Below are 18,980 nucleotides of genomic sequence, written 5' to 3'. Positions count from 1 at the left end.
TCGACTAGCGCTAGGCTTCCCCTCATGAGACTCCGCGACGCCCCGCTCACTCTGCGCCCATTCGTGCGCCGCGACCGCAAGGCCTATGTGCGCGTGCGCGAGCGCAGCGCCGAGTGGCTCGAACGCTGGGAAGCTCGAGATCCCGCGTGGGAGGATCGTGGCTATCCGTCATACGGTATGCAGTTCAGGGTGCTTAGGCGCCAGGGAACGGAAATCGCGTGGTCCTCCCTCGGTATCTTTCACAACCGCACGCTTGTGGGGCACATCGGGTTTTCCCCGATTGTGTTCGGTTCGCTTTCGACCGCCCAGGTGGGCTATTGGGTAGCCCCCGATTGGGCGGGGCGTGGAATTGCTCCCCGTGCTCTCGCGCTCGCACTCGAGGAAGTGCTCCTCGGCGAAGGGCTTCATCGCGTCGAAATTCTCGTGCGGCCCTCAAATATCGCTTCCCTCAGGGTAGTGGAGAAGCTGGGTCTTCGAGAAGAAGGCTCACGTGAGCGCTGCATTTATGTTGCGGAGGCATGGCGCGACCATCGGGTGTTCGCTCTTACCCGCGAGGAGATCCCGGCAAGAGGCCTTTTGCTCGACCGGGTTCCTCCTGTGCGGTAAGGGGCGCCCTACGGGCTGCGACACGCGGCCGAATGTGCGGGGCTAAAGCCCGCAGGGTCCCTACGATCAAGGGGTGAACAGCTTTAATCTCGGTGCGGTGCTGATCGCCCTTCTCGTGGGCATGTGGCTGCTGTACGCCGTTCCCAAGGCCGCCGATCGGCGGTACACGCTCGGGGAGGCGGAAAGGGTCGCGCAGCAGCGCCACTCCGAGAGTGCCCGGGACGTCACAGACGCCTGCCGCACCTATACTTCTCTCTCGCACGAGGTGACAGACATGCCCGAGAACCGCAGCCTTCTCCGCCCTGCGGATCCAACTTCGCGCCCGCGTTTCGGCGTAGAGGAGCGCACCGACTTCGTGCACGATCGCGTGCCCCGCACAGTTCTCGGCACCGCGGTCAGGTCCCTCCTCGCCATTCTCGTGGTGACAACCCTCGTGAGCGTCGTAACGACCTCGCTTTCGCTCACGAACATCTGGTTCCCGCTCGGGGCCGTAGCCGCGCTTGGCCTCTATCTCGGCGTCGTCCGCGTGACGCGAGCACTGCGCGCGCGAACCGTGACCGATGCCGAGCAGGTGAATGAGGCCGAAGCTCGCGTGGAGAGCGCCTCCGAAGTCGAAGAGGAAAACGACGCCGACGTTAGCCAAGCCGAGCTTGAGCGGGCGTCGGAAACAGAGAACTCGCGCCCGATCGAGATGAGCCCTGCCGAGCGTCACGAGGCCTTCTTGCGCCAGGTGCTCGAAGCGCGTGAAGAGGGGAAAGGCAAGGCTCTCGCCGACGAGCGCTTTGCCTCGCGCGTGAACTTCCGCTACGGCGCACTCTCGACCGGGAGCAGCCTCGAAGCCGCAGACGTCGAGGAACGTGAGGCTGAGTCTGAAGTTGAACAGGGTACGTATCTCGCGTCGAACGCCCAGGTGATCGGCTCGGGCCTTACCGTCGACGACGTCATGCGGCGCCGTCGCGCCTGAACTTCGCTTACCTTCGCACCGTGGTGGCAGCGTCAGCACAAGCGGGGCCGGGGGAATTCGCGCTCTCTCGGCTTTGTTGGCCTCGAAGGCGCAGGAGAGGTGCAATCGCCGTTGCGCGGGACGACTGCCGAAAGATTGCGTGTGAGGAGATACCGTATGGGCGCGACACGCGAAAGCTGACGAGGTAGCCGAGCACCTTTGCGCCTACGTTGTCGTGAAAGGGGTCGAGGTTATTGATGTCGCCCCTACTTATCGTGGCCTAGGGCGCGCGTATATTTAGGTTCCGGATCAACGAGGGAAGGCTGAGAGCATGGCAAAGATCGCTTTGGGCTCGGCGCGCGACATTCGCGCGAACTGGTCGGGAAACGTAGCGTTCTCGCCCACGGAAGTTGTGCACCCTCGAAGCGAACGGGAAATCGTGCACCACATCGCGCGGGCAACTGCCCATGGAACGACCCTTCGAGCGATGGGCGCCGGACACTCCTTTTCGCCAATTGCGAAGCCGAACGGCGTGACCCTGACCCTCGATCGGTATCGCGGGCTCGTGAGCATCGATAAAGACACGGGCGATGTGACACTGCGCGGCGGCACACGCCTGTGGGAAATTGGGCCGTTACTCGCGAGGCACTCGCGCGCGCTTGAAGTCATGGGCGACATCGATCGGCAGTCGATCTCAGGGGCGATCAGTACCGGCACGCATGGAACCGGTGGACGATTCACGGGGGTTTGCGGGTTAGTTACCGGTCTCAAGATCATGCTCGCGAACGGTGATGCCGTGTGGGCGGACCGCGAGCACAATGTAAAGCTTTTCGAAGCCGCGCGGCTTGGTCTTGGCGCCCTCGGCATCATTGTCGAGGTACGGCTTCGCACGATCCCGCTCTACAAACTCCACAGGAGAGAGTACGCAGCGCCACTCGAGGAGACTGCTGCGAGATTCCTCGAGACGAGTGCCGTCCAGGATCATCAGGAGTTCTTCTTTGTTCCCGGCGGGAAGAGAGCCGTCGTGCGCGAACTCAACCATGTCCCCGCGGAGTCGTCGAGCAAAGGAATGGGGCGGGTGCGCGACTTTGTCGAGAGCGAAGTCGTCGGGAACGGCGCATTTGCGCTCGCGAACCGACTTGTCCAGGCCGTGCCGGTTTCGAAGGGATCCCTCTCAGGTGCGGTTTCAACGCTCATGCCTGCGGGAGAGGCGGTGCACCTGCCTTACCGACTCTTCGTTACCTCGCGCCGCACGCGTTTCCGCGAGTGCGAAATGGCAATTCCCGCTTGCCGTTTCGACGAGGCCTTCGACACGCTCACACGCACACTCGAGCGTTCGACGCCCTCGCTCATCTTTCCGCTCAAAGTTCGCCGAACTGCAGCCGATGACGTGTGGCTTTCGACGGCGAGCGAACGAGACACCGTATACATTGCCGCTCACAACCCTTGTCACGCGAAAAACGACGACTATCTCCGCCTCGTTCACGACACTCTCGCTGAGTTTGAGGGCCGGCCGCACTGGGGCAAGATGCACTGGCTGAAGGAAGCTGAACTTCGGAGCCTCTACCCACGCTGGAATGATTTTGCAGCCGTGAGGAATGAACTCGATCCCGATAGGCTGTTCTCAACTCCCTATCTCGATTCGCTTCTTGGAGGATGACGCGATGAAGCGCATGGCAAGCGCTCTAGCCGCAGTAACGCTCATTGGAGTGCCACTCGCGGGGTGCAGTGGAAGTGGGGAAAGTACGGGGGCACACGCTTCGCCGGCTCGCACGAAGCTCACCGTTTTCGCGGAAGCCTCGCTCAAGAGCTCCTTTGAGAAACTCGAAAAGGATTTTGAAACGGCAAATCCGCGCTTCGATGTCGTCTTGACGTTTGCCGAGTCCGAGGAACTTGTCACTCAGATGGACGGCGGTGCCCACGCGGATGTGTTCGCGCCGTCTTCGACCACGTGGATCAATCAGGCGGAAGACAAGGGGCTCGTGCCGAAGCATTCGTCCGAGGTTTTTGCGCTTGACACACTTGAGATCGCCGTCGCGAAGGGGAATCCGAAGAACATCGAAGACCTCGCAGATCTCGCTGCGCGCCCCGAGCTTGTCACTGTGCGGTGCGCGAGTGCGGTTCCGTGCGGTGAGACCACGGATAAGCTCGTGAGGAACGCTTTTCTCGAGAACCTCCGTTTTGATACGGAGAAGGAATCCTCCAGGGATGCTCTAGAGCTCCTGAAGGCGGGGGAGGCCGATGCCGCCATCGTGTATGAAAGCGACGTCGCTTCCGCTGAAGACAAGGTTGACGGAATCGAGCTCGCGGGGGCGCATCTTCATTCGAACACGTATGAAATTGCGGTCACGAAGGACGCAAAGGAAAGCAATCGAAGCGAGGCCGCGCAGAAGTACGTTGACCTTGTCCTCAGCCACGAGGGGCAAATGACGATCGTTGATGCTGGCTTTCGACCAGTGAAGTGAGCGCTATGCACCTGCCGCACCGGCCCCGCGCAGATCGTGCGGTCGTGAGGAGTGAAATCGCTTCCGATAGGCTGTTCTCTACTCCCAATGTCGATTTCCTTCATGGAGGATGGCCTCGATGAAACGCATGGCCGGTGCTGGAGCCGCGGCAATGTTGGCTGCGGCGTCACTCGCAGGGTGCGGAAGCGCAGGTGAAAGCGCGAGTTCCGACGCTTCCCCTGGGCGCACGAAGATCACGGTTTTCGCTGCTGCCTCACTCAAGACCACGTTTGAGAAGTTCGAGAAGCACTTCGAAGCAAAGAATCCGGATATCGATGTTGTCTTCACGTTTGCCGGTTCGCAGGATCTTGTTACTCAAATGGATAGCGGCGCTCCCGCGGATGTTTTCGCCTCCGCTTCTAAGAAGTGGATGGATACGGCCGAATCAAAGGACCTCGTTTCCTCATCTCCTCGTATTTTTGCCCGTAATTCCCTCGAGATTGCGGTCGCGAAGGGAAACCCAAAGCAGATCACGGGGCTCGATGACCTTGTTTCCCGGCCGGAGCTCGTAGTTGTGAGATGTTCGAGAGAGGTGCCCTGCGGAGCCCTCACGGAGAAGGTGCTCAGCGATGCTGGAGACCCCAAGATCGAGTTTGATACCGAGCAGAATTCGGTAACCGACACGCTTGGACTCGTGAAAGCCGGGGAGGCTGATGTGGCGTTTGTGTACGAAACAGATGTTGCCTCCGCGCCCGAAAAAGTTGATGGGGTTGAAATCCCCGAGGCGGCATCGCTTGCGAACGAGTACCCCATCGCCGTGACGGCAGAAGCTGAAAGGGCGAAGCGAAACGAGGCTGCGCAGGAGTTCGTGGATTACGTCCTTAGCGACGATGGTCAAAAGGCGCTAGCGGAAGCTGGTTTCCAAAAGGGGGAGTGAGCCCGGTGCATCGTGAGAGTGCGAGAACCCCGAGACTCGTTGGGCTCCTCGCCGTGCTGGCGGGCCTCAGCATTGTTTTTCCGATCGTCGCGCTTGCATGGGCGACGCCCTGGAGCGGTCTCGCCGATCTTGCTGCTGCACCCGAGAATCGCACGGCGGGATTTCTCTCTCTCGTGACGGCGACGCTTGCGTGCCTCATATCGACTGCCCTGGGACTCACGCTCGCGCTCAAACTTGCTCGCTCCTCGGGTCCGCTCACAGCGCTCTTGCGCGCACTTGTGCTCGTGCCCCTCGTGCTACCTCCCGTGGTATCAGGTATCGCTCTTCTGCTCGCCTACGGGCGCCAAAGTCTCCTGGCGCCACTTTTAGAAAGCGCCGGCATCCGAGTTGTCTTCACGACAAGCGCGGTCGTTATCGCACAGGTTTTTGTTTCGCTTCCGTTTGTGGTCCTCACTCTCGAAAGCGCGTTTCGCGCGCGTGGGTTTGCCGAGGAACGTACCGCGGCGAGCTTAGGCGCGCGTCCGATGCGCGTGTTTCGAACCGTCACCATTCCTCGCTTTACACCGTCGATTCTTATCGCTGCAACTTTGGCATTCGCACGTTCGCTCGGTGAATTCGGGGCGACGCTGACGTTTGCTGGCTCTCTCGCCGGTTTGACACGCACGCTCCCGCTGCAGATCTACCTTGCCCGCGAGGGAGACATTGCCGATGCCGTGGGCCTCTCGATAATCCTCGTCATTTTTTCACTCGTGGTCGTCTCTCTTGCCTATGCCCGTGGCCCGCTTCGACGTGAGGCGGATGCTCGATGAGTCTTGAGCTCGCGGTTCGTATTCCCGGTCGTGGAGTTGAGGCTTGCATCCGGATCGAGCCCGGAGAGCACATCGCGCTCGTGGGTCCGAATGGGGCCGGAAAGTCCACGATCCTCGAGGCGCTCGCCGGGCACCTTGCCGCTCCGCGCGATGGCGAAATCCTCGTGACGATCGATGGTGAGGATTTCAGCCGCACACCGCTGCACAAGAGAGGTTTTGCCTATCTCTCTCAATCAGCGCATCTCTTCGATCACATGAGCGTTCTTGACAACATCGCTTACGGCCTTGTGAGTGAGGGGATGAAACGGCGCAAGGCCCGCGAGATGGCGGGGGAACTCGCGGCGAAGGTGGGTCTCAAGGGGCTCGAGGACAGGCGACCCCGCACGCTTTCGGGTGGTCAAGCGCAAAAATGTGCGCTCGCGCGGGCACTTGCGGTTGAGCCTCGTGTGCTGCTCCTGGACGAGCCGCTTGCGGCACTGGACGTTCGCGCCGCAAGGGAAATGCGTGGCCTTGTCGCTGACCTCTCGCAGGCACGGACCCTTGTGTGCGTGACGCATGATGTGCTCGATATTCTCGCGTGGGCCGATCGCGTGTGCGTGCTCGAGGATGGTCACGTCGTCGAAGCCCGCAGTGCCGACGACGCCCTTTCATTCCCGAGGTCCGAGTTCCTCGCGGAACTCGCAGGTCTCCAATGGGTTGACGGTGAGATGCAGGAGCAGGGGGTTTTCGTGACGCGCGGGGGAGTTCCGCTCACGGCAACGGGGGAGTGCGGTCCGGGTCCCGGGCGAGCGCTGATCGATCCTCGCGCGCTACGCCTTCGTGCGGGCGACCATGCCGCAGGTGCCGGAGCAGGGCGCATTCGCGGTATTTCCCGGATCGGACCTTGCCCCGTGGCGTACTTCGAAGATGTCCCCGTCGAGCTGAGTACGCTCAGCGACGCGCGTGACACGGTCGCGGAGGGGCGTGCCGCGTCGATTGAACAGGCGACGCCCGTCAGGGTCGAGCCGCGACACTGAGGGCCCTGCTCGGGCCCGTGCCGTTGATGCATGCTTCCAGGTTGACGAAGGCCTTCGTGATGGAATGGAGGCGTGAAAACGGATTCTTTAGCCATCGCAAAGGATGAAACTGCCCATGCGGAGCTCGCGGCGATTGCGCGCGAAGCTGCTGGGGCTGCCGCGAGCTACCTCGCAGAGGTGGGCCGGGGCCCCGTGGAGCGCGAATATAAGGCGAACTCGCACGACATCGTGACGATTCACGATCGCGCGTGCGAGGATCGCATCCGCGAGGTGTTGCTCGAGCGGTGCCCGGAGGCGAGCATCGTCGGCGAAGAAGGTGGAACCCACGAAGGCTCGGGGCCCGTCACGTTCTACGTCGACCCGATCGATGGCACCTCGAACTTCGCGACGGGAAATCCGCTTTTCGGTATTTCGATTGGCGTCGCCGTCAAAAGCTCTCTCGTAGGCGGCGTCGTGAACGCCCCCGCTCTTGGGCGCGAGTTTTGGTCCGATCCAAGCGGCGCGTACCTGGGCGATGAGCGCCTCGGCCCGAACCCCGAGCGTGACTTTGCCGATGCTCTCGTGCTCACCGGTTTCCCCGGGCTCCGCGACTTGAGCGACGACCGCGACTTTGCTGAACGCGAGCGCCGCGCACTCCTCGAGAAGGCAGGGGCAATCCGCAATCTCGGTTCAGCCGCACTCGAGCTCTGCTTCGTAGCAGCGGGTTGGGCTGATGCCACGACGCTCACGCGCATCAACCCCTGGGACATCGCTGCTGGCTTTCACCTCGTGGAAAAAGCCGGCGGGAGCATACGCACCTGGACATGCAGCCCCGAGAGCGGCGCCGATTCTGAGCTTCCGCCCCAGGAATGCCCTGCGTACGTCGCGTGCGCGAGTGCCAAACGCTATGCCGAACTTGATTCGCTTCTCCAGTCAATCCACGATTCGCGATCGAAACGATCTCTACTTCACGCAGGAGGACACGATGAGTGACCAGCCCTCGAACCCTTACGGTTTTAGCAACCCGACTTCCGGGAACCAGTTCCCAGGCAGCGGAAGTGATGGCACAGCTACCGCTGGAGGCACCGGATTCACGGGAGCCGGAGGCGTCACGAGCGATGAGCGTACATGGGCAATTCTCGCGCATCTCAGCACTCTTATTGCCACGGTTGTTTCCGCCGGTTGGCTCGGCTGGGTCGGGCCACTGGTGATTTACCTGATCTATCGTGACAAAAGCCCCTTCGTTCGCAACGCCTCAGCAGGCGCGCTCAACTTCGCTATCAACCTTTTTGTGTACAGCGTCATCGCGTGGGTCTGCTTCTTTATTGGAACATTCCTGTCATTCCTCATCGTTCCGCTCCTCTTCCTCGTGATCGCCGCCCTCATCGGCCTCGCGATCCTTGTAGCAACGATTGTGGTGCCGATTCTCGCCGCGATGAAGGCGAACAACGGTGAGGCCTACACCTATCCCTTTACCGTTGCGGTTATCAAGTGACGCGACGTGAGGCCGCGCGCCACGAGGACATCCCTCCACTACGTGTGGGTTTTGTCCCCGGAATTGAACCGGACGTCTTCGCCCGGCGTTGGCGCACCGACCCGGCGCGGCAAGAATTGGTGCTGATTTCCCTTGGCGAACGCTCCCCAGAAGAGGCTCTCGGAAACGGTGCGGTCGACATGGTTTTTGCCCGGCTGCCGTGGGGCGATGTCGCGAGGGGTGATGCTCCCGCGCTCCCGCTCGAGGATGTCCACGCAGTGCCGCTATGGGAGGAGCGCCCAGTGGCAGTCGTTGCGAAGGACAACTCCCTGAGCCTCTTTGACGAGCTCGCCGAGAGCGATCTTGAGGGCGAGCACGAATTCTGCCTTGCTGATTGCGGCGGCGCGAAGGGGGCCGTCGCGACCGTTGCTGCGGGCAATGGCTTCGCGGTTATGCCCATGTCCCTTGCACGCCTCCATTCCCGCAAGGATGTGACGCACCGGCCACTTACCGAACGCGAGGGCACACGCATCGCACTCGTGTGGCCGAAGGAGGCCGATGACGAGATCCGTCAGGAGTTTCAAGGCGTGGTACGCGGGCGCACTGCCCGTAGCTCGCGTCGTTAGGATGGCGCGTAGACCATCACGACAGACTGAGGAGTCACGATGAACGACCGTATGAATGTTGAAAGCTTCAATCTTGACCACCGCGTCGTTGCAGCGCCGTACATCCGCGTCGCTGACCGCAAGGATCTCGGCGGGGCCGTTCTCACGAAGTTTGACCTTCGCTTCACGCAGCCGAACGTGGATGCTCTCGAATCCGAAACCGTCCATTCGCTCGAGCACATGATGGCGGAGTTCTCGCGCAATCACAGCGAGGATGTTCTCGATATCTCGCCCATGGGTTGCCGCACGGGCTTCTACATGCTCATGCGCGGCGACCACACGCCCGAGGAGGTTGCGCCGCTCGTTGAAGCGACCCTGAACGACCTTCTCAACGCGAGTGAGGTTCCCGCTGCGAACGAAATTCAGTGTGGCTGGGGTGCTCACCACAGCCTCGAGGGAGCGAAGGAAGCGGCGAAGACATTCCTCGCGAAGAAGAACGAGTGGCTCCAGGTCGAGGCAGCTGCCTAACGAACCAGATGGGACGCCGCTAGACCCAGGAATCGAACCACATGTGGGCCCGCCACAGGTCGTAGGGAATGACCTGGGCGGTCCACAGCGGCCACCAGAAGATCGACACAAGCGTCATCGTGACCACGAGGGAGGCGATCGCGAGTGTTACGACGCGCTTTCTCGTACGTGGTGCTGTGCGCCCACCGAGCATGAGGGCGAATACGAATACGATCGCCATGATGAGCCACGGCTCAAAAACGACCGAGTAGAACTGGAAGATCGTGCGGTCGAGATACAGGAACCACGGCACGTACCCAGCGATGATTCCCGAGAGAATCGCCGCCGCAGTTCCGTTGCGCTTGACGATTGCGATCACGAGCGTCACGAGAAGCGCGAAGGTCCCGAACCACCAGATGAGCGGATTGCCGATATTCGTGATGGCCGCCGAGCACTTTTCAACCTGGCAGCCCACCTCGCCGTACGTGTACGACTCGTAATAGAAGCTCGTGGGGCGGAGCTGCAGGAGCCACAGCCAGGGCTTCGCTCCATACGTGTGAGTCGAATCGAGCCCCACGTGGAACGAATACGCCTCCGTGTGGTAGTGCCATAACGATAGGAGTGCCTCGCTCACGGGGTTTGACGCGTGAGAGTTTTCTTCGGCCCAGTTGCGAAAGTAGCCGTCCTTAGAGGCGAACCACCCGCTCCACGAGAACACATACGTGACGAGCGCGCTACCCACGATTGCGAAAAACGCGGGGATAGCGTCGAGGGCGAAGCCGCGCAGCTTCCACCGGGGATCGCCGTAGCGCTTCCTCGCGGCCCAATCCCACAGCACGGTCATGATGCCGAAGACCGCGACGAAGTAGAGACCCGACCACTTCACGCCGCACGCAAGGCCGAGCGAGATTCCCGCGGCAATCCGCCACCAGCGAATCCCCATGACGTGCCCGAAACCCCGCTCTGCCCCTTCGATGCGGCTGAGAGCAGTGCGAAACTGGTCGCGATCGCGCAGGAGGAAATAGAAAGCGAGAAGGCAGAAGAACCCGAGGGTGAGGTCGAGAAGGCTCGTGCGGGAGTGGGTGAGGTGCACTCCATCAATCGAGAGCAGATACCCGGCGATGAACGCGAGCACCGTGTTACCCAGCAAGCGTCGGACCGTAAAAAACAGCAGGACGACGCTCAACGTCCCCAGAAGAGCCACGGAAATGCGCCAACCCCACGGATTATCCGCACCGAGTGCCCACTCCCCGAGCGCGATCACCCATTTGCCAACGGGCGGGTGAACAACATACTGGGGGTCGGGCAGATATGAGTCGACATCACCGCGCTCGAACGCCGCCTTAGAAATGTCTTTCGCCCAGGCGTGTTCGGTTCCTTCTCGAAGGAGCGTGTAGGCGTCGCGAACGTAGTACACCTCATCAAAGATGAGGGTTTTCACGTGGCCAAGGTTGTAGAGGCGCAGCGCTCCCGCCCAGATCGCGAGGAGCGCTGCAAGGATCCACGTCGCGACCCGGTCACTCAGGCCGAAGGGCCACCCCGATTTTCCGGAGGGTGTTCTCGCCGCGCGCTTACCTTTCGCAGGCGCGAGGGTGGAACCGCTTGTTGCCGTTGCAGTCGTTTCACTCACCAGGCCATCCTAGAGGGCTGCACGATAGGATCGCACGGTGGAAACCGAGAATAGACCCGTGCTCACGCCAGGCGCGATCGCACTCGCCGCGACGCCCATTGGCAATCCTCTCGACGCGTCGTTCAGGCTCGTCGCGGCGCTGGGCGAGGCCGATCTCATCGCCGCAGAAGATACCCGCCGCGTGAAAAGACTCGCGACGGAGTTGGACGTAAGGCTTAAAGCGCGCGTGCTCGCGTACCACGAGCACAACGAGATTGAGCGCACCGAAACCCTGATCGATGCCGCACGCGATGGCCAGAAGGTGCTACTCGTGACTGACGCGGGCATGCCAGTTGTTTCCGACCCTGGTTTTCGTGCCGTCGATGCCGCGCAGCGCGAGGGTATTGCGGTGGATGTTTTTCCCGGTCCTTCGGCCCCGCTCACCGCCCTCGTGCATTCCGGTATTGCGCCCGACCGCTTCGCATTCGAGGGGTTCCTTCCGCGAACCGAAGGGAAGCGACGGACGGCACTTAATGCTCTCGCGCGCGAACAACGCACCCTCATCTTTTTTGAATCGCCTCGGCGCACCCGCGAATGTCTCGAAGCGATGGGCGAGGCTTTTGGAGAGAAACGCGAGGCATGCGTGGCTCGGGAACTCACGAAAACCCATGAAGAGGTCATTCGAGGATCGCTCGCTGAGCTCGTTGATTGGGCGCGTGCGAACGATGTTCTCGGTGAAATCGTGATCGTTGTCGAGCCCGCTCCGCCGCGGGAGGAGGACCCGGCGGACCTCGCCGCACTCGTCCTTGCTCGCGCAGAAGCGGGGGAGCGTCTCAAAGATGCCGCCAAGGCCGTGGCGCGTGAGCGCGAAGGCGTTTCAGCGCGAGATCTCTACGAGGCGGCGCTCGAGCACAAGAGGGATTAAACCGAAAGGGCGCCCCACCCGCAGGTGGAGCGCCCTTCGCGACATGCTGAAATCAGCCGTCAATCTCGATGAGACCGCGCTGGTACGCCTTCGCGAGGCGGCGCGGAACCGAGGCGGTGCGACCGCGCACGGTGACCTTCACGAGATCGGTGGTCTCGGCCTTCCAGTTCGCGCGGCGCGAACGGGTGCGGGCCCGGGACATCTTATACTTAGGCACTGCCATGATGCGCTCCTTGCTCGAACTGCTGAAAAATTGGGGTGGTGAAGGGGCACGACGATCAAAGGCTCACCGAGGGTGCGTGCCCACGCACAACAGAAATCAATCTAAGCATATTTTCGAGCGCTGCGCGCGGAGGCAGGGCTCTCGTGTGTTGGGCTTCACGGGCAAGGCTTCGCGGGTGGATCTGCGGGGTTCCGACGCCTAGCCCCGCACTAGACTGACCCTATGACTAAGGCAGTGAACTCTCGTTCCACAACCGCCGAAAGCGGGCACCACCGCGATCTCACGTGGCCGGAGTACCCCGAGCCCCTACCTAGTCCTGTCATCGATAACCACGCTCACCTGGACTTCTCCGATGGTGAAGGCTCGCGCGGGATAGACGAGCATGTCGCGTGGGCCGAGCGCGTGGGCGTGCGCGGGATCATCACGATTGGATGTGACCTTCCCTCGGCACGTTGGACGGCCGAGGTCATGCGCGGCGAGCACATTCCTGAAGAACAACGTGCGTTTGTCGCCGAGCGGCTTCGCGCAGGCGTCTCGATCCACCCGAACGATGCCGTGAACCATGTCGTCTCCGGCAAGGGGCGCCACGGGGAAAATCTTTGCTCCCTCGAAGACGCAATCGCGGAAATCTCCGATCTCCTCGATGCCCCAGGGATGGTGACTGTTGGAGAAACGGGTCTCGACTGGTTCCGCACGTCGAAGAAGAAGCCCGAAAAGCGAGACGCCCAGATCCAGAGCTTCCGCATGCACATCGCGCTCGCGAAGGAAAAGGGTTTGCCCATGCAGATCCACGATCGCGACGCCCACCGGGATGTTCTCGACGTTCTAGACGCGGAAGGTGCACCGGAGCGCACGGTTTTTCACTGCTTCAGCGGCGATGCCGAATTCGCGCGCGAAGCGCTTGATCGCGGGGCCTACCTTTCATTCTCTGGCACATCGACGTTCAAGAACGCTGCGTACTTGCGCGAGGCCCTCGCCGTGACGCCGCTCAACCGGATTATGGTCGAGACCGACGCACCCTTCCTTACCCCCGAGCCTTTCCGGGGTCGGCCCAACTCGAGCTACCTCATTCCGCACACGATGCGCGTGATTGCCGAGGCCAAGGGCATGAGCCTCGAAGAAGCGTGCGCCGGAGTCCTCGCGACCGAGCGTGACGTGTATGGCTTCGCGGGGGCCGAAGGGTGAGCGAGGCGTATCCCGCGCTCGATGCGGGCACGAGGCTGCTCACGCCCCGTGACATTCGCTTGCTTGCCGCCTACCGCGGGATCACCCCCACGAAGAAGCGCGGGCAGAACTTTCTCCTCGATGCGAATACCGTGCGCGTGATCGTTGAACGCTCAGGCGTGCGCGAGGGCGATGTGGTGCTCGAGGTGGGGCCGGGACTCGGCTCTCTCACACTTGGGCTGCTCGACGCAGGCGCCAGTGTCGGGGCAGTCGAACTAGACTCTGCCCTCGCGGAAATTTTGCCGGGAACTGTCGAAGCCAAGGGCTTCGAGAGCGCGCGTTTCGCTCTCGTCGAGGGTGATGCGCTCGCGCTTACACAGCTTCCCGTCCCCGCAGCCGCGGGGCACGAGCCCACGCGGCTCGTTGCGAATCTCCCGTACAACGTTGCGACACCGATCCTTCTGACCGTTTTCGAGCGATTCGATTCCGTGAGGGAAGCGCTCGTCATGGTGCAGCTTGAGGTCGCCGAGCGCATTGCCGCGCGACCGGGTTCGAAGGTGTACGGTGCGCCAAGCGTGAAAGCGGCGTGGTACGGCACTAGCGAACTCGCTGGCCGCATTTCGCGCCGAGTCTTCTGGCCCGAGCCGAACGTCGATAGCGCCCTCGTGCGCGTGCGCCGCGACCGGGTGCAAGCCGAGGGGGAAGCGCCTCGCGAGGAGATTTTTAAGGTGATCGACCAGGCCTTCCTCCAACGACGAAAAACTCTGCGTGCCGCCCTCAAATCGTGGGCGGGAGGCGGAGAGCGCGCTAGCGCGATCCTCGAGTGCGCCGGCATCGATCCGCAGCGGCGCGGCGAAACTCTCGAGATAGCGGAGTTCATCGCGATCGCGAACGCCGCGAGTGATACCCCTCGCTAGGTGGCTGAAACGGCGCCAACCGTATTTCACAGGCGTGAGCGCGTGAGCGTAGGCTCTCGGTGTGAGTCTTCTTCTCGGCGCCGAACAGCTGCATCTTCAATATCCCAACCGGGTCGTGCTCGATTCCGTAACTCTCGGTATTTTTGAGGGAGACAGGATCGGAATCGTGGGGCGCAACGGCGATGGCAAGAGCTCCCTCATCCGGCTCCTGTTCGGTGAGCTAGAGCCGTATAGCGGGCGCGTCACCCCGAGAAACGGGGTCCGAATGGGCTTGCTTTCTCAGTCAGACTCTCTCGACGAAAACGCGAGCGTCCGCTACGAAATCGTGGGCGATGCTCCCGAACACGAGTGGGCCTCGGACGCGAAAATTCGCGACGTGATTAACGGCCTCCTTTCCGATATCTCCTTCGAACGAAGCATTGGCGCGCTCTCGGGTGGTCAGCGCCGACGCGTCGCACTCGCGAAGCTCCTTGTGGGTGATTGGGACGTCATCGGTCTCGACGAGCCCACCAACCACCTCGACATCGAGGGAATTCACTGGCTCGCGAGGCATATCAAGGGACGGTGGAGCGCGGGCCAGGGCGCTTTCATCGTCATTACCCACGATCGCTGGTTCCTCGACGAAGTGTGCACGAGTACGTGGGAGGTGCACGACGGGATCGTCGAGCCGTTCGAGGGCGGCTATGCCGCCTATGTTCTTCAGCGCGTTGAGCGTGACCGAATTGCAGCCGCAACCGAGCAAAAACGCCAGAACCTCGCTCGCAAGGAGCTCGCGTGGCTCAGGCGCGGAGCCCCCGCTCGTACCTCGAAGCCGCGTTTTCGCATCGAGGCGGCAAACGCCCTCATCGCCGATGTTCCGGAGGTGCGCAATCCCCTTGAACTCAAGCGTCTCGCGACAGCCCGCCTCGGCAAGGACGTCATTGATCTCATCGACGTGAGCGTGCGCTACGGTGAAAATACGGTTTTCTCGGACGTCACGTGGCGCATCGCGCCCGGGGAACGAACGGGCATCCTCGGTGCTAACGGCGCGGGCAAATCCACGCTACTCAGCCTCATCGCCGGCACTCTTGAGGCCTCGGAAGGTCGGGTGAAACGGGGAAAGACCGTCCAGGTAGCCGTGCTCGACCAGCAGTTCCGTGAACTCGAGGACATCGCCAACGACCGCGTTCGAGACGTGCTCGCGCGCACGAAGACGACTTTTACGATCGATGGTAAAGACTTCACTCCCGCGAAACTTCTCGAACGGCTCGGCTTTGCCAAGGACCACCTCTCGACGCGTGTGGGTGACTTATCGGGTGGCCAGCGTCGGCGCCTTCAATTGCTCCTTGTGTTGCTCAGCGAGCCGAATGTGCTCATCCTGGACGAGCCCACAAACGATGTCGATACGGATATGCTCACGGCCCTGGAAGACATGCTGGATTCGTGGCCCGGAACTCTCATAGTCGTCTCGCACGATCGTTACCTACTCGAGCGCGTGAGCGACCAGCAGTACGCGGTCATCGGGGGAACCCTCCGCCACCTTCCCGGAGGAGTCGAGGAATACCTGGATCTGCGTGCGAAGGAGGAGCGGGAACGCGCGGCGGAAGCCTCGGGGAGCGCGGGAGCCGACGGTGCCTCGGGCTCGAACGACGGCCTTTCGGGCGCCCAGCTGCGGGCCGCCCAAAAAGAGGCGAGCGCGCTCGAGCGGCGCATCGAGAAGCTCCGCGGGCAAATTGCGAAAATCCATGCGGAACTCGCAGAACACGACCCTGCTGATTTCGAGGGACTGACCGCGCTCGGTCAGAAAGCGAGCGAACGTGAGGACGAGATCGCCGAATGCGAGGAGCGTTGGTTCGACATCCTCGAACAGGTCGAGGGTGCGTGAGCGGTCTCAAATAGAGATGCGGCGCACGCGCTGACGGGGATTGCCGTTGTTACGCCCTGACATCGTGGTGCTCTTCACCCCGTTGCGGCGCGCCCCAGCGTGGTCGAACGCTTGCACGTTTGACACCCCGATGCGGGTCTCCTGCTCGAACCGGTACTTCTTGTCGGTGTTGCGGTAACGCAAATAGAAGAACGAATAGATCGAGGTGAAGACGACGAAGGCGAGGACGAACGGCGCAGCAATGACCGCAACGCTCCCGTCCTCGCTCCCGGAGCTCGAATCTGCGAGGAGCTGGCCGAACGCGAGTACCTCGTGCGTTGCCGTGAGTGCGTGGCTCATACGAAAACCGCTCCAATCGCGAGAGGGAAGGTCACCACGAATGTGGCGACCGCAGCAATGGCTGCGCAGCCGAAAAGCTTGAGCTTATCGACGGGCACCGACCCCATCGTGCGGCCATTGCGACCATTGACCGCGATGTAGTGGATCATGCCGTTGTTCTCATCCTGGTAGCTGTAGAGCCAGATCGGTAGATAGAGCGCGACCCAGCGCGTGCCGTGAATTTCGAGGCCCTCACTCTCCCAGCGCACCCCGCGATCGTAGTCGCGAATCATGAGATCGGCGCGAGAACGAGCTATCGAGAGGAAATTGTTTTCGACCGTGTCGTCGATATCGTCGATGTCGAGATCGCGGCGTTCCGAAGTGAAACCCGCGAGGTAGTTTGAGTTGTACGCCACCGCATTTTTCGTGTCGAAGGGCAGAATCGCGTTGAGCACGTTGTTGGTATTCACGCTCGTGTTCATGTTCGCGCGTGAGCTATTGGTTTCGGCGATGAGATCGTCGACCGTGAAATCGAACTTGCGCCCAAGCGCGTACTCTCGAATATCGGAGACTCGCTCGGTTTGGTCCTCGCTTACGCGGCGCGTGTAGCGGCGAAGCGTCACTTCTCCGCGGCCCTCAACTGTCGCGGTGAGGTTGCCGTCAACGGTCATGTAGGGAACATAGACCCCCACGACGTTTTCGGGGGTGAAGTTTTTCTTGAACTGGCTGGTCGCGAAGAAACGGCGATCACCCGCGAACTCACGCACCTTCTCGACGCCCTGCTCGTGCGTGAGCGCAAAAGGAAGAACGGCGTCGGGAACAGCACCGTTCGGGATCTGCTGGTTGATGGAGAGCACTTGGCGACACCAGTGGCAGCGCGCCTGGAGTGACTCGTTCGCCTTGATCACGACCTCGGCGCCGCAGCCCTGACACTTGAGGGTCACAACTGACGCATCGACGGCAATGTCATGCGTTCCCGAGCCGCGCACGACGCCCTGCAGTTGTTCGATGGGGGAGTCGAGGCCGAAGGCTTGCTCGGCGACTTTCTCGTTGAACTCAAAGCGGCAATACCTGCACACGAGCGCTTGATGCTCGAGTGAATAACCGATGTCGGTGGAGCCGCACCTCGGGCATTTATCGAAGCCGTCGGATTTGCCGCTCGCGGTGTTGATCACATGTTCGGCTGTCGGGTCGACGAGGCTTTTCACAATGTCGTGGGAAGCGGTGCGGCCCTTCACGACATTTGCGTCGTTTGTGTCGGGGCCGCTGACATGTGGCGCCCCTTCGGGCATCGGGCGCACAGGACCGGCCCCCCGGCCTTCGTGAGGCATGGGGGCCGGTCCTGACCCTGGTGCGTATGTCAAAGGCCGAGTGCCTTCTTCTTCGCGGCCTCGTAGTCCTCTTCGGTGATGAGGCCCTTGTCGAGCATGTCCTTGAACTGGGCAAGCTTGTCCGCGGGGCTCGCCTCGGCGCCGGGAGCACTCTGGTGAGCCGGCTGCTGGCTCTGCTGCCCCTGCGGGGATTGGCCCTGGGCGGCAAAGGGGCCCGACGCTTGCGCAGGCTGCATGAAGCCTCCCACGGCACCGGCGCCCATCCCCATCATGGCGAGTCCCGTGCCCCCGCCACCGTTTTCGCCCGCCGACTGCACGCCGCGCGCGACCGCTTGATTGACGAAGCTCTGATTGCGGTTGCCCGAAAGTGCGTCCGCAGCCTGGACATCCTTGAGAAGCTTGCGCGTGTTTTCGTCGTATTCGATCGAAGCGATCGCGACCTTTTCGATGACGAGGCCACGGTCGGTCGTCCAGCGGTAGTTCTCCTCGACGACGCTCGAGAGTGAGGCTGCGAGGCCGAGCGAATCCGACTGGATCTTCGTGATGCGATTGTTCTTATCCGGATCGTTCGTGTAGCGCGAGAACGCCGGGGCGAGCGAGGAAACGACTTCCTGGAACAGCTGGTTCGCGGCGTCATTTTCCGTGTCGGTGAAGTCGAAGACCGGCGCATTTGCCGAAATGTAGACCGCAGGCACCCAGTTGTGAATGAAAAGAAGCGGATCGACGATGCGAATGGTGTAGGTGCCGCGTGCGACGGCGCCAACCTGGGCGTTCATGTACTGGTCGTCCCAGTAGATCTCGGACTGCGTGCCGAAGCGGTTGTTCGGAAGCTCCTTGAGGCTCACGAAGAACGCGAGCTGCTGAGACCCGGGCTGGCCACCGAACTTGAAGCGCTCCCACGAGGTGCCGAGGGTTGAGGCGAGGATTCCGTCGTTCGCGAAAATGGTGCGCGAGTTCGGGTCGTCTGAGCGCCACTCGTAGCCGCCGGCTTCGGTGACGAGGCCGGTCACGCGGCCGTCCTGAAGTGTCACGAGGCCATACCCGGCGGGGACGACAATTCGTGAACCGTTGCTGATGATGTTCTCACTGCCGCGCGTGTTCGAGCCGCGGCCGGCGTTGGTGCCGCGCGGAACCGCGGGAAATAGTGCGGCTGTAGGCGCGAGACCGGAGGGGACGGTGAGATAGTCCTTCCACTGATCGGCGAAGGTGCCGCCGAGCGCGTCCTTGAAAGCTTGGATGAAACCCACGAAAACTCCTCTGCTAGGGGACACCCCAATCATATAGGGGGTAGATCACAGAAAAATGGTGT

Annotated in this window: 20 protein-coding genes; 15 read left to right on the top strand and 5 right to left on the bottom strand. The window is 61.8% G+C overall.

Annotated elements, in window-relative coordinates; genetic code table 11:
- Positions 1-24: 24 nt before the first annotated feature.
- The 11 genes from M3B90_RS08395 (at position 25) to M3B90_RS08345 (ending at position 9,341) form a co-directional block, all read left to right on the top strand.
- Positions 25-606 carry a GNAT family N-acetyltransferase gene (locus M3B90_RS08395; protein WP_259889813.1) on the top strand — a complete coding sequence of 194 codons (582 nt, stop codon included), beginning with the start codon at positions 25-27 and terminating at the stop codon, positions 604-606.
- A 73-nt stretch (positions 607-679) separates the two neighbouring features.
- Positions 680-1,570 carry a hypothetical protein gene (locus tag M3B90_RS08390; RefSeq protein WP_259889812.1) on the top strand — a complete coding sequence of 297 codons (891 nt, stop codon included), beginning with the start codon at positions 680-682 and terminating at the stop codon, positions 1,568-1,570.
- Between the two features lie 310 nt (positions 1,571-1,880).
- Complete coding sequence (locus M3B90_RS08385) at positions 1,881-3,209, top strand: D-arabinono-1,4-lactone oxidase (RefSeq protein WP_259889811.1); 1,329 nt, start codon at positions 1,881-1,883, stop codon at positions 3,207-3,209.
- A gap of 4 nt (positions 3,210-3,213) precedes the next feature.
- Positions 3,214-4,014, top strand: coding sequence for a molybdate ABC transporter substrate-binding protein (gene modA, locus M3B90_RS08380; RefSeq protein WP_259889810.1), 801 nt, complete (start codon positions 3,214-3,216; stop codon positions 4,012-4,014).
- Positions 4,015-4,132: 118 nt separating this feature from the next.
- Positions 4,133-4,930, top strand: a complete 798-nt coding sequence (modA, locus tag M3B90_RS08375; protein WP_259889809.1) for a molybdate ABC transporter substrate-binding protein — start codon at positions 4,133-4,135, stop codon at positions 4,928-4,930.
- Positions 4,927-5,739, top strand: a complete 813-nt coding sequence (gene modB / locus M3B90_RS08370) for a molybdate ABC transporter permease subunit (protein ID WP_259889808.1) — start codon at positions 4,927-4,929, stop codon at positions 5,737-5,739. The genes modA (M3B90_RS08375) and modB overlap by 4 nt, the downstream gene beginning before the upstream one ends.
- Positions 5,736-6,755 (top strand): ABC transporter ATP-binding protein, encoded by a 1,020-nt coding sequence (locus M3B90_RS08365; protein ID WP_259889807.1) that lies wholly within the window; start codon positions 5,736-5,738, stop codon positions 6,753-6,755. The genes modB and M3B90_RS08365 overlap by 4 nt, the downstream gene beginning before the upstream one ends.
- Before the next feature lie 72 nt (positions 6,756-6,827).
- Positions 6,828-7,727, top strand: coding sequence for an inositol monophosphatase (locus M3B90_RS08360; protein WP_259889806.1), 900 nt, complete (start codon positions 6,828-6,830; stop codon positions 7,725-7,727).
- Positions 7,720-8,229 (top strand): DUF4870 domain-containing protein, encoded by a 510-nt coding sequence (locus M3B90_RS08355; protein WP_259889804.1) that lies wholly within the window; start codon positions 7,720-7,722, stop codon positions 8,227-8,229. Before M3B90_RS08360 ends, M3B90_RS08355 begins: the two co-directional genes overlap by 8 nt.
- 119 nt (positions 8,230-8,348) lie before the next feature.
- On the top strand, positions 8,349-8,834 hold the full coding sequence (locus tag M3B90_RS08350) for a LysR family transcriptional regulator (RefSeq protein WP_259889801.1): 486 nt from the start codon (positions 8,349-8,351) through the stop codon (positions 8,832-8,834).
- A gap of 39 nt (positions 8,835-8,873) precedes the next feature.
- Positions 8,874-9,341, top strand: a complete 468-nt coding sequence (locus M3B90_RS08345; protein WP_259889799.1) for an S-ribosylhomocysteine lyase — start codon at positions 8,874-8,876, stop codon at positions 9,339-9,341.
- Between the two features lie 19 nt (positions 9,342-9,360).
- On the opposite strand, the gene M3B90_RS08340 is transcribed toward M3B90_RS08345, so the two are convergent.
- The gene (locus M3B90_RS08340; RefSeq protein WP_259889797.1) at positions 9,361-10,950 is read right to left on the bottom strand and encodes a dolichyl-phosphate-mannose--protein mannosyltransferase; all 1,590 of its coding nucleotides are present in this window, start codon (positions 10,948-10,950) and stop codon (positions 9,361-9,363) included.
- A gap of 37 nt (positions 10,951-10,987) precedes the next feature.
- On the opposite strand from M3B90_RS08340, the gene rsmI reads away from it, so the two are divergent.
- A complete protein-coding gene (rsmI, locus tag M3B90_RS08335; RefSeq protein WP_259889796.1) occupies positions 10,988-11,854 on the top strand; it encodes a 16S rRNA (cytidine(1402)-2'-O)-methyltransferase in 867 nt (288 codons plus the stop codon).
- A 52-nt stretch (positions 11,855-11,906) separates the two neighbouring features.
- Here rsmI and rpmF read toward each other — a convergent pair whose 3' ends face one another.
- Positions 11,907-12,077, bottom strand: coding sequence for a 50S ribosomal protein L32 (gene rpmF, locus M3B90_RS08330; protein WP_074297124.1), 171 nt, complete (start codon positions 12,075-12,077; stop codon positions 11,907-11,909).
- Positions 12,078-12,299: 222 nt separating this feature from the next.
- Here rpmF and M3B90_RS08325 point away from each other — a divergent pair, with 222 nt between their 5' ends.
- The 3 genes from M3B90_RS08325 to M3B90_RS08315 all read left to right on the top strand — a co-directional run bounded on the left by M3B90_RS08325 (position 12,300) and on the right by M3B90_RS08315 (position 16,022).
- Positions 12,300-13,262, top strand: coding sequence for a TatD family hydrolase (locus M3B90_RS08325; protein WP_259889795.1), 963 nt, complete (start codon positions 12,300-12,302; stop codon positions 13,260-13,262).
- Positions 13,259-14,158, top strand: coding sequence for a 16S rRNA (adenine(1518)-N(6)/adenine(1519)-N(6))-dimethyltransferase RsmA (rsmA, locus tag M3B90_RS08320; RefSeq protein WP_259889794.1), 900 nt, complete (start codon positions 13,259-13,261; stop codon positions 14,156-14,158). Before M3B90_RS08325 ends, rsmA begins: the two co-directional genes overlap by 4 nt.
- Before the next feature lie 61 nt (positions 14,159-14,219).
- The gene (locus tag M3B90_RS08315) at positions 14,220-16,022 is read left to right on the top strand and encodes an ABC-F family ATP-binding cassette domain-containing protein (protein ID WP_259889793.1); all 1,803 of its coding nucleotides are present in this window, start codon (positions 14,220-14,222) and stop codon (positions 16,020-16,022) included.
- Positions 16,023-16,028: 6 nt separating this feature from the next.
- Here M3B90_RS08315 and M3B90_RS08310 read toward each other — a convergent pair whose 3' ends face one another.
- The 3 genes from M3B90_RS08310 to M3B90_RS08300 all read right to left on the bottom strand — a co-directional run bounded on the left by M3B90_RS08310 (position 16,029) and on the right by M3B90_RS08300 (position 18,918).
- The gene (locus tag M3B90_RS08310) at positions 16,029-16,361 is read right to left on the bottom strand and encodes a hypothetical protein (protein ID WP_259889792.1); all 333 of its coding nucleotides are present in this window, start codon (positions 16,359-16,361) and stop codon (positions 16,029-16,031) included.
- Positions 16,358-17,632 (bottom strand): TFIIB-type zinc ribbon-containing protein, encoded by a 1,275-nt coding sequence (locus M3B90_RS08305; protein ID WP_259889791.1) that lies wholly within the window; start codon positions 17,630-17,632, stop codon positions 16,358-16,360. Before M3B90_RS08305 ends, M3B90_RS08310 begins: the two co-directional genes overlap by 4 nt.
- 68 nt (positions 17,633-17,700) lie before the next feature.
- Positions 17,701-18,918, bottom strand: a complete 1,218-nt coding sequence (locus M3B90_RS08300; protein WP_259889790.1) for an SPFH domain-containing protein — start codon at positions 18,916-18,918, stop codon at positions 17,701-17,703.
- Between the last annotated feature and the right edge of the window lie 62 nt (positions 18,919-18,980).

The organism is Dermabacter sp. p3-SID358 (genome assembly GCF_025147465.1).
Taxonomy (GTDB): Bacteria; Actinomycetota; Actinomycetes; order Actinomycetales; family Dermabacteraceae; genus Dermabacter.
This window is presented reverse-complemented; position numbering and strand designations above follow the sequence as displayed.

Coding starts and splice junctions, on each gene's coding strand:
- M3B90_RS08395 (WP_259889813.1), top strand. CDS start 25: ATGAGACTCCGCGACGCCCCGCTCACTCTGCGCCCATTCGTGCGCCGC.
- M3B90_RS08385 (WP_259889811.1), top strand. CDS start 1,881: ATGGCAAAGATCGCTTTGGGCTCGGCGCGCGACATTCGCGCGAACTGG.
- modA (WP_259889810.1), top strand. CDS start 3,214: ATGAAGCGCATGGCAAGCGCTCTAGCCGCAGTAACGCTCATTGGAGTG.
- modA (WP_259889809.1), top strand. CDS start 4,133: ATGAAACGCATGGCCGGTGCTGGAGCCGCGGCAATGTTGGCTGCGGCG.
- M3B90_RS08365 (WP_259889807.1), top strand. CDS start 5,736: ATGAGTCTTGAGCTCGCGGTTCGTATTCCCGGTCGTGGAGTTGAGGCT.
- M3B90_RS08355 (WP_259889804.1), top strand. CDS start 7,720: ATGAGTGACCAGCCCTCGAACCCTTACGGTTTTAGCAACCCGACTTCC.
- M3B90_RS08345 (WP_259889799.1), top strand. CDS start 8,874: ATGAACGACCGTATGAATGTTGAAAGCTTCAATCTTGACCACCGCGTC.
- rpmF (WP_074297124.1), bottom strand. CDS start 12,077: ATGGCAGTGCCTAAGTATAAGATGTCCCGGGCCCGCACCCGTTCGCGC.
- M3B90_RS08325 (WP_259889795.1), top strand. CDS start 12,300: ATGACTAAGGCAGTGAACTCTCGTTCCACAACCGCCGAAAGCGGGCAC.
- M3B90_RS08310 (WP_259889792.1), bottom strand. CDS start 16,361: ATGAGCCACGCACTCACGGCAACGCACGAGGTACTCGCGTTCGGCCAG.
- M3B90_RS08305 (WP_259889791.1), bottom strand. CDS start 17,632: ATGCCCGAAGGGGCGCCACATGTCAGCGGCCCCGACACAAACGACGCA.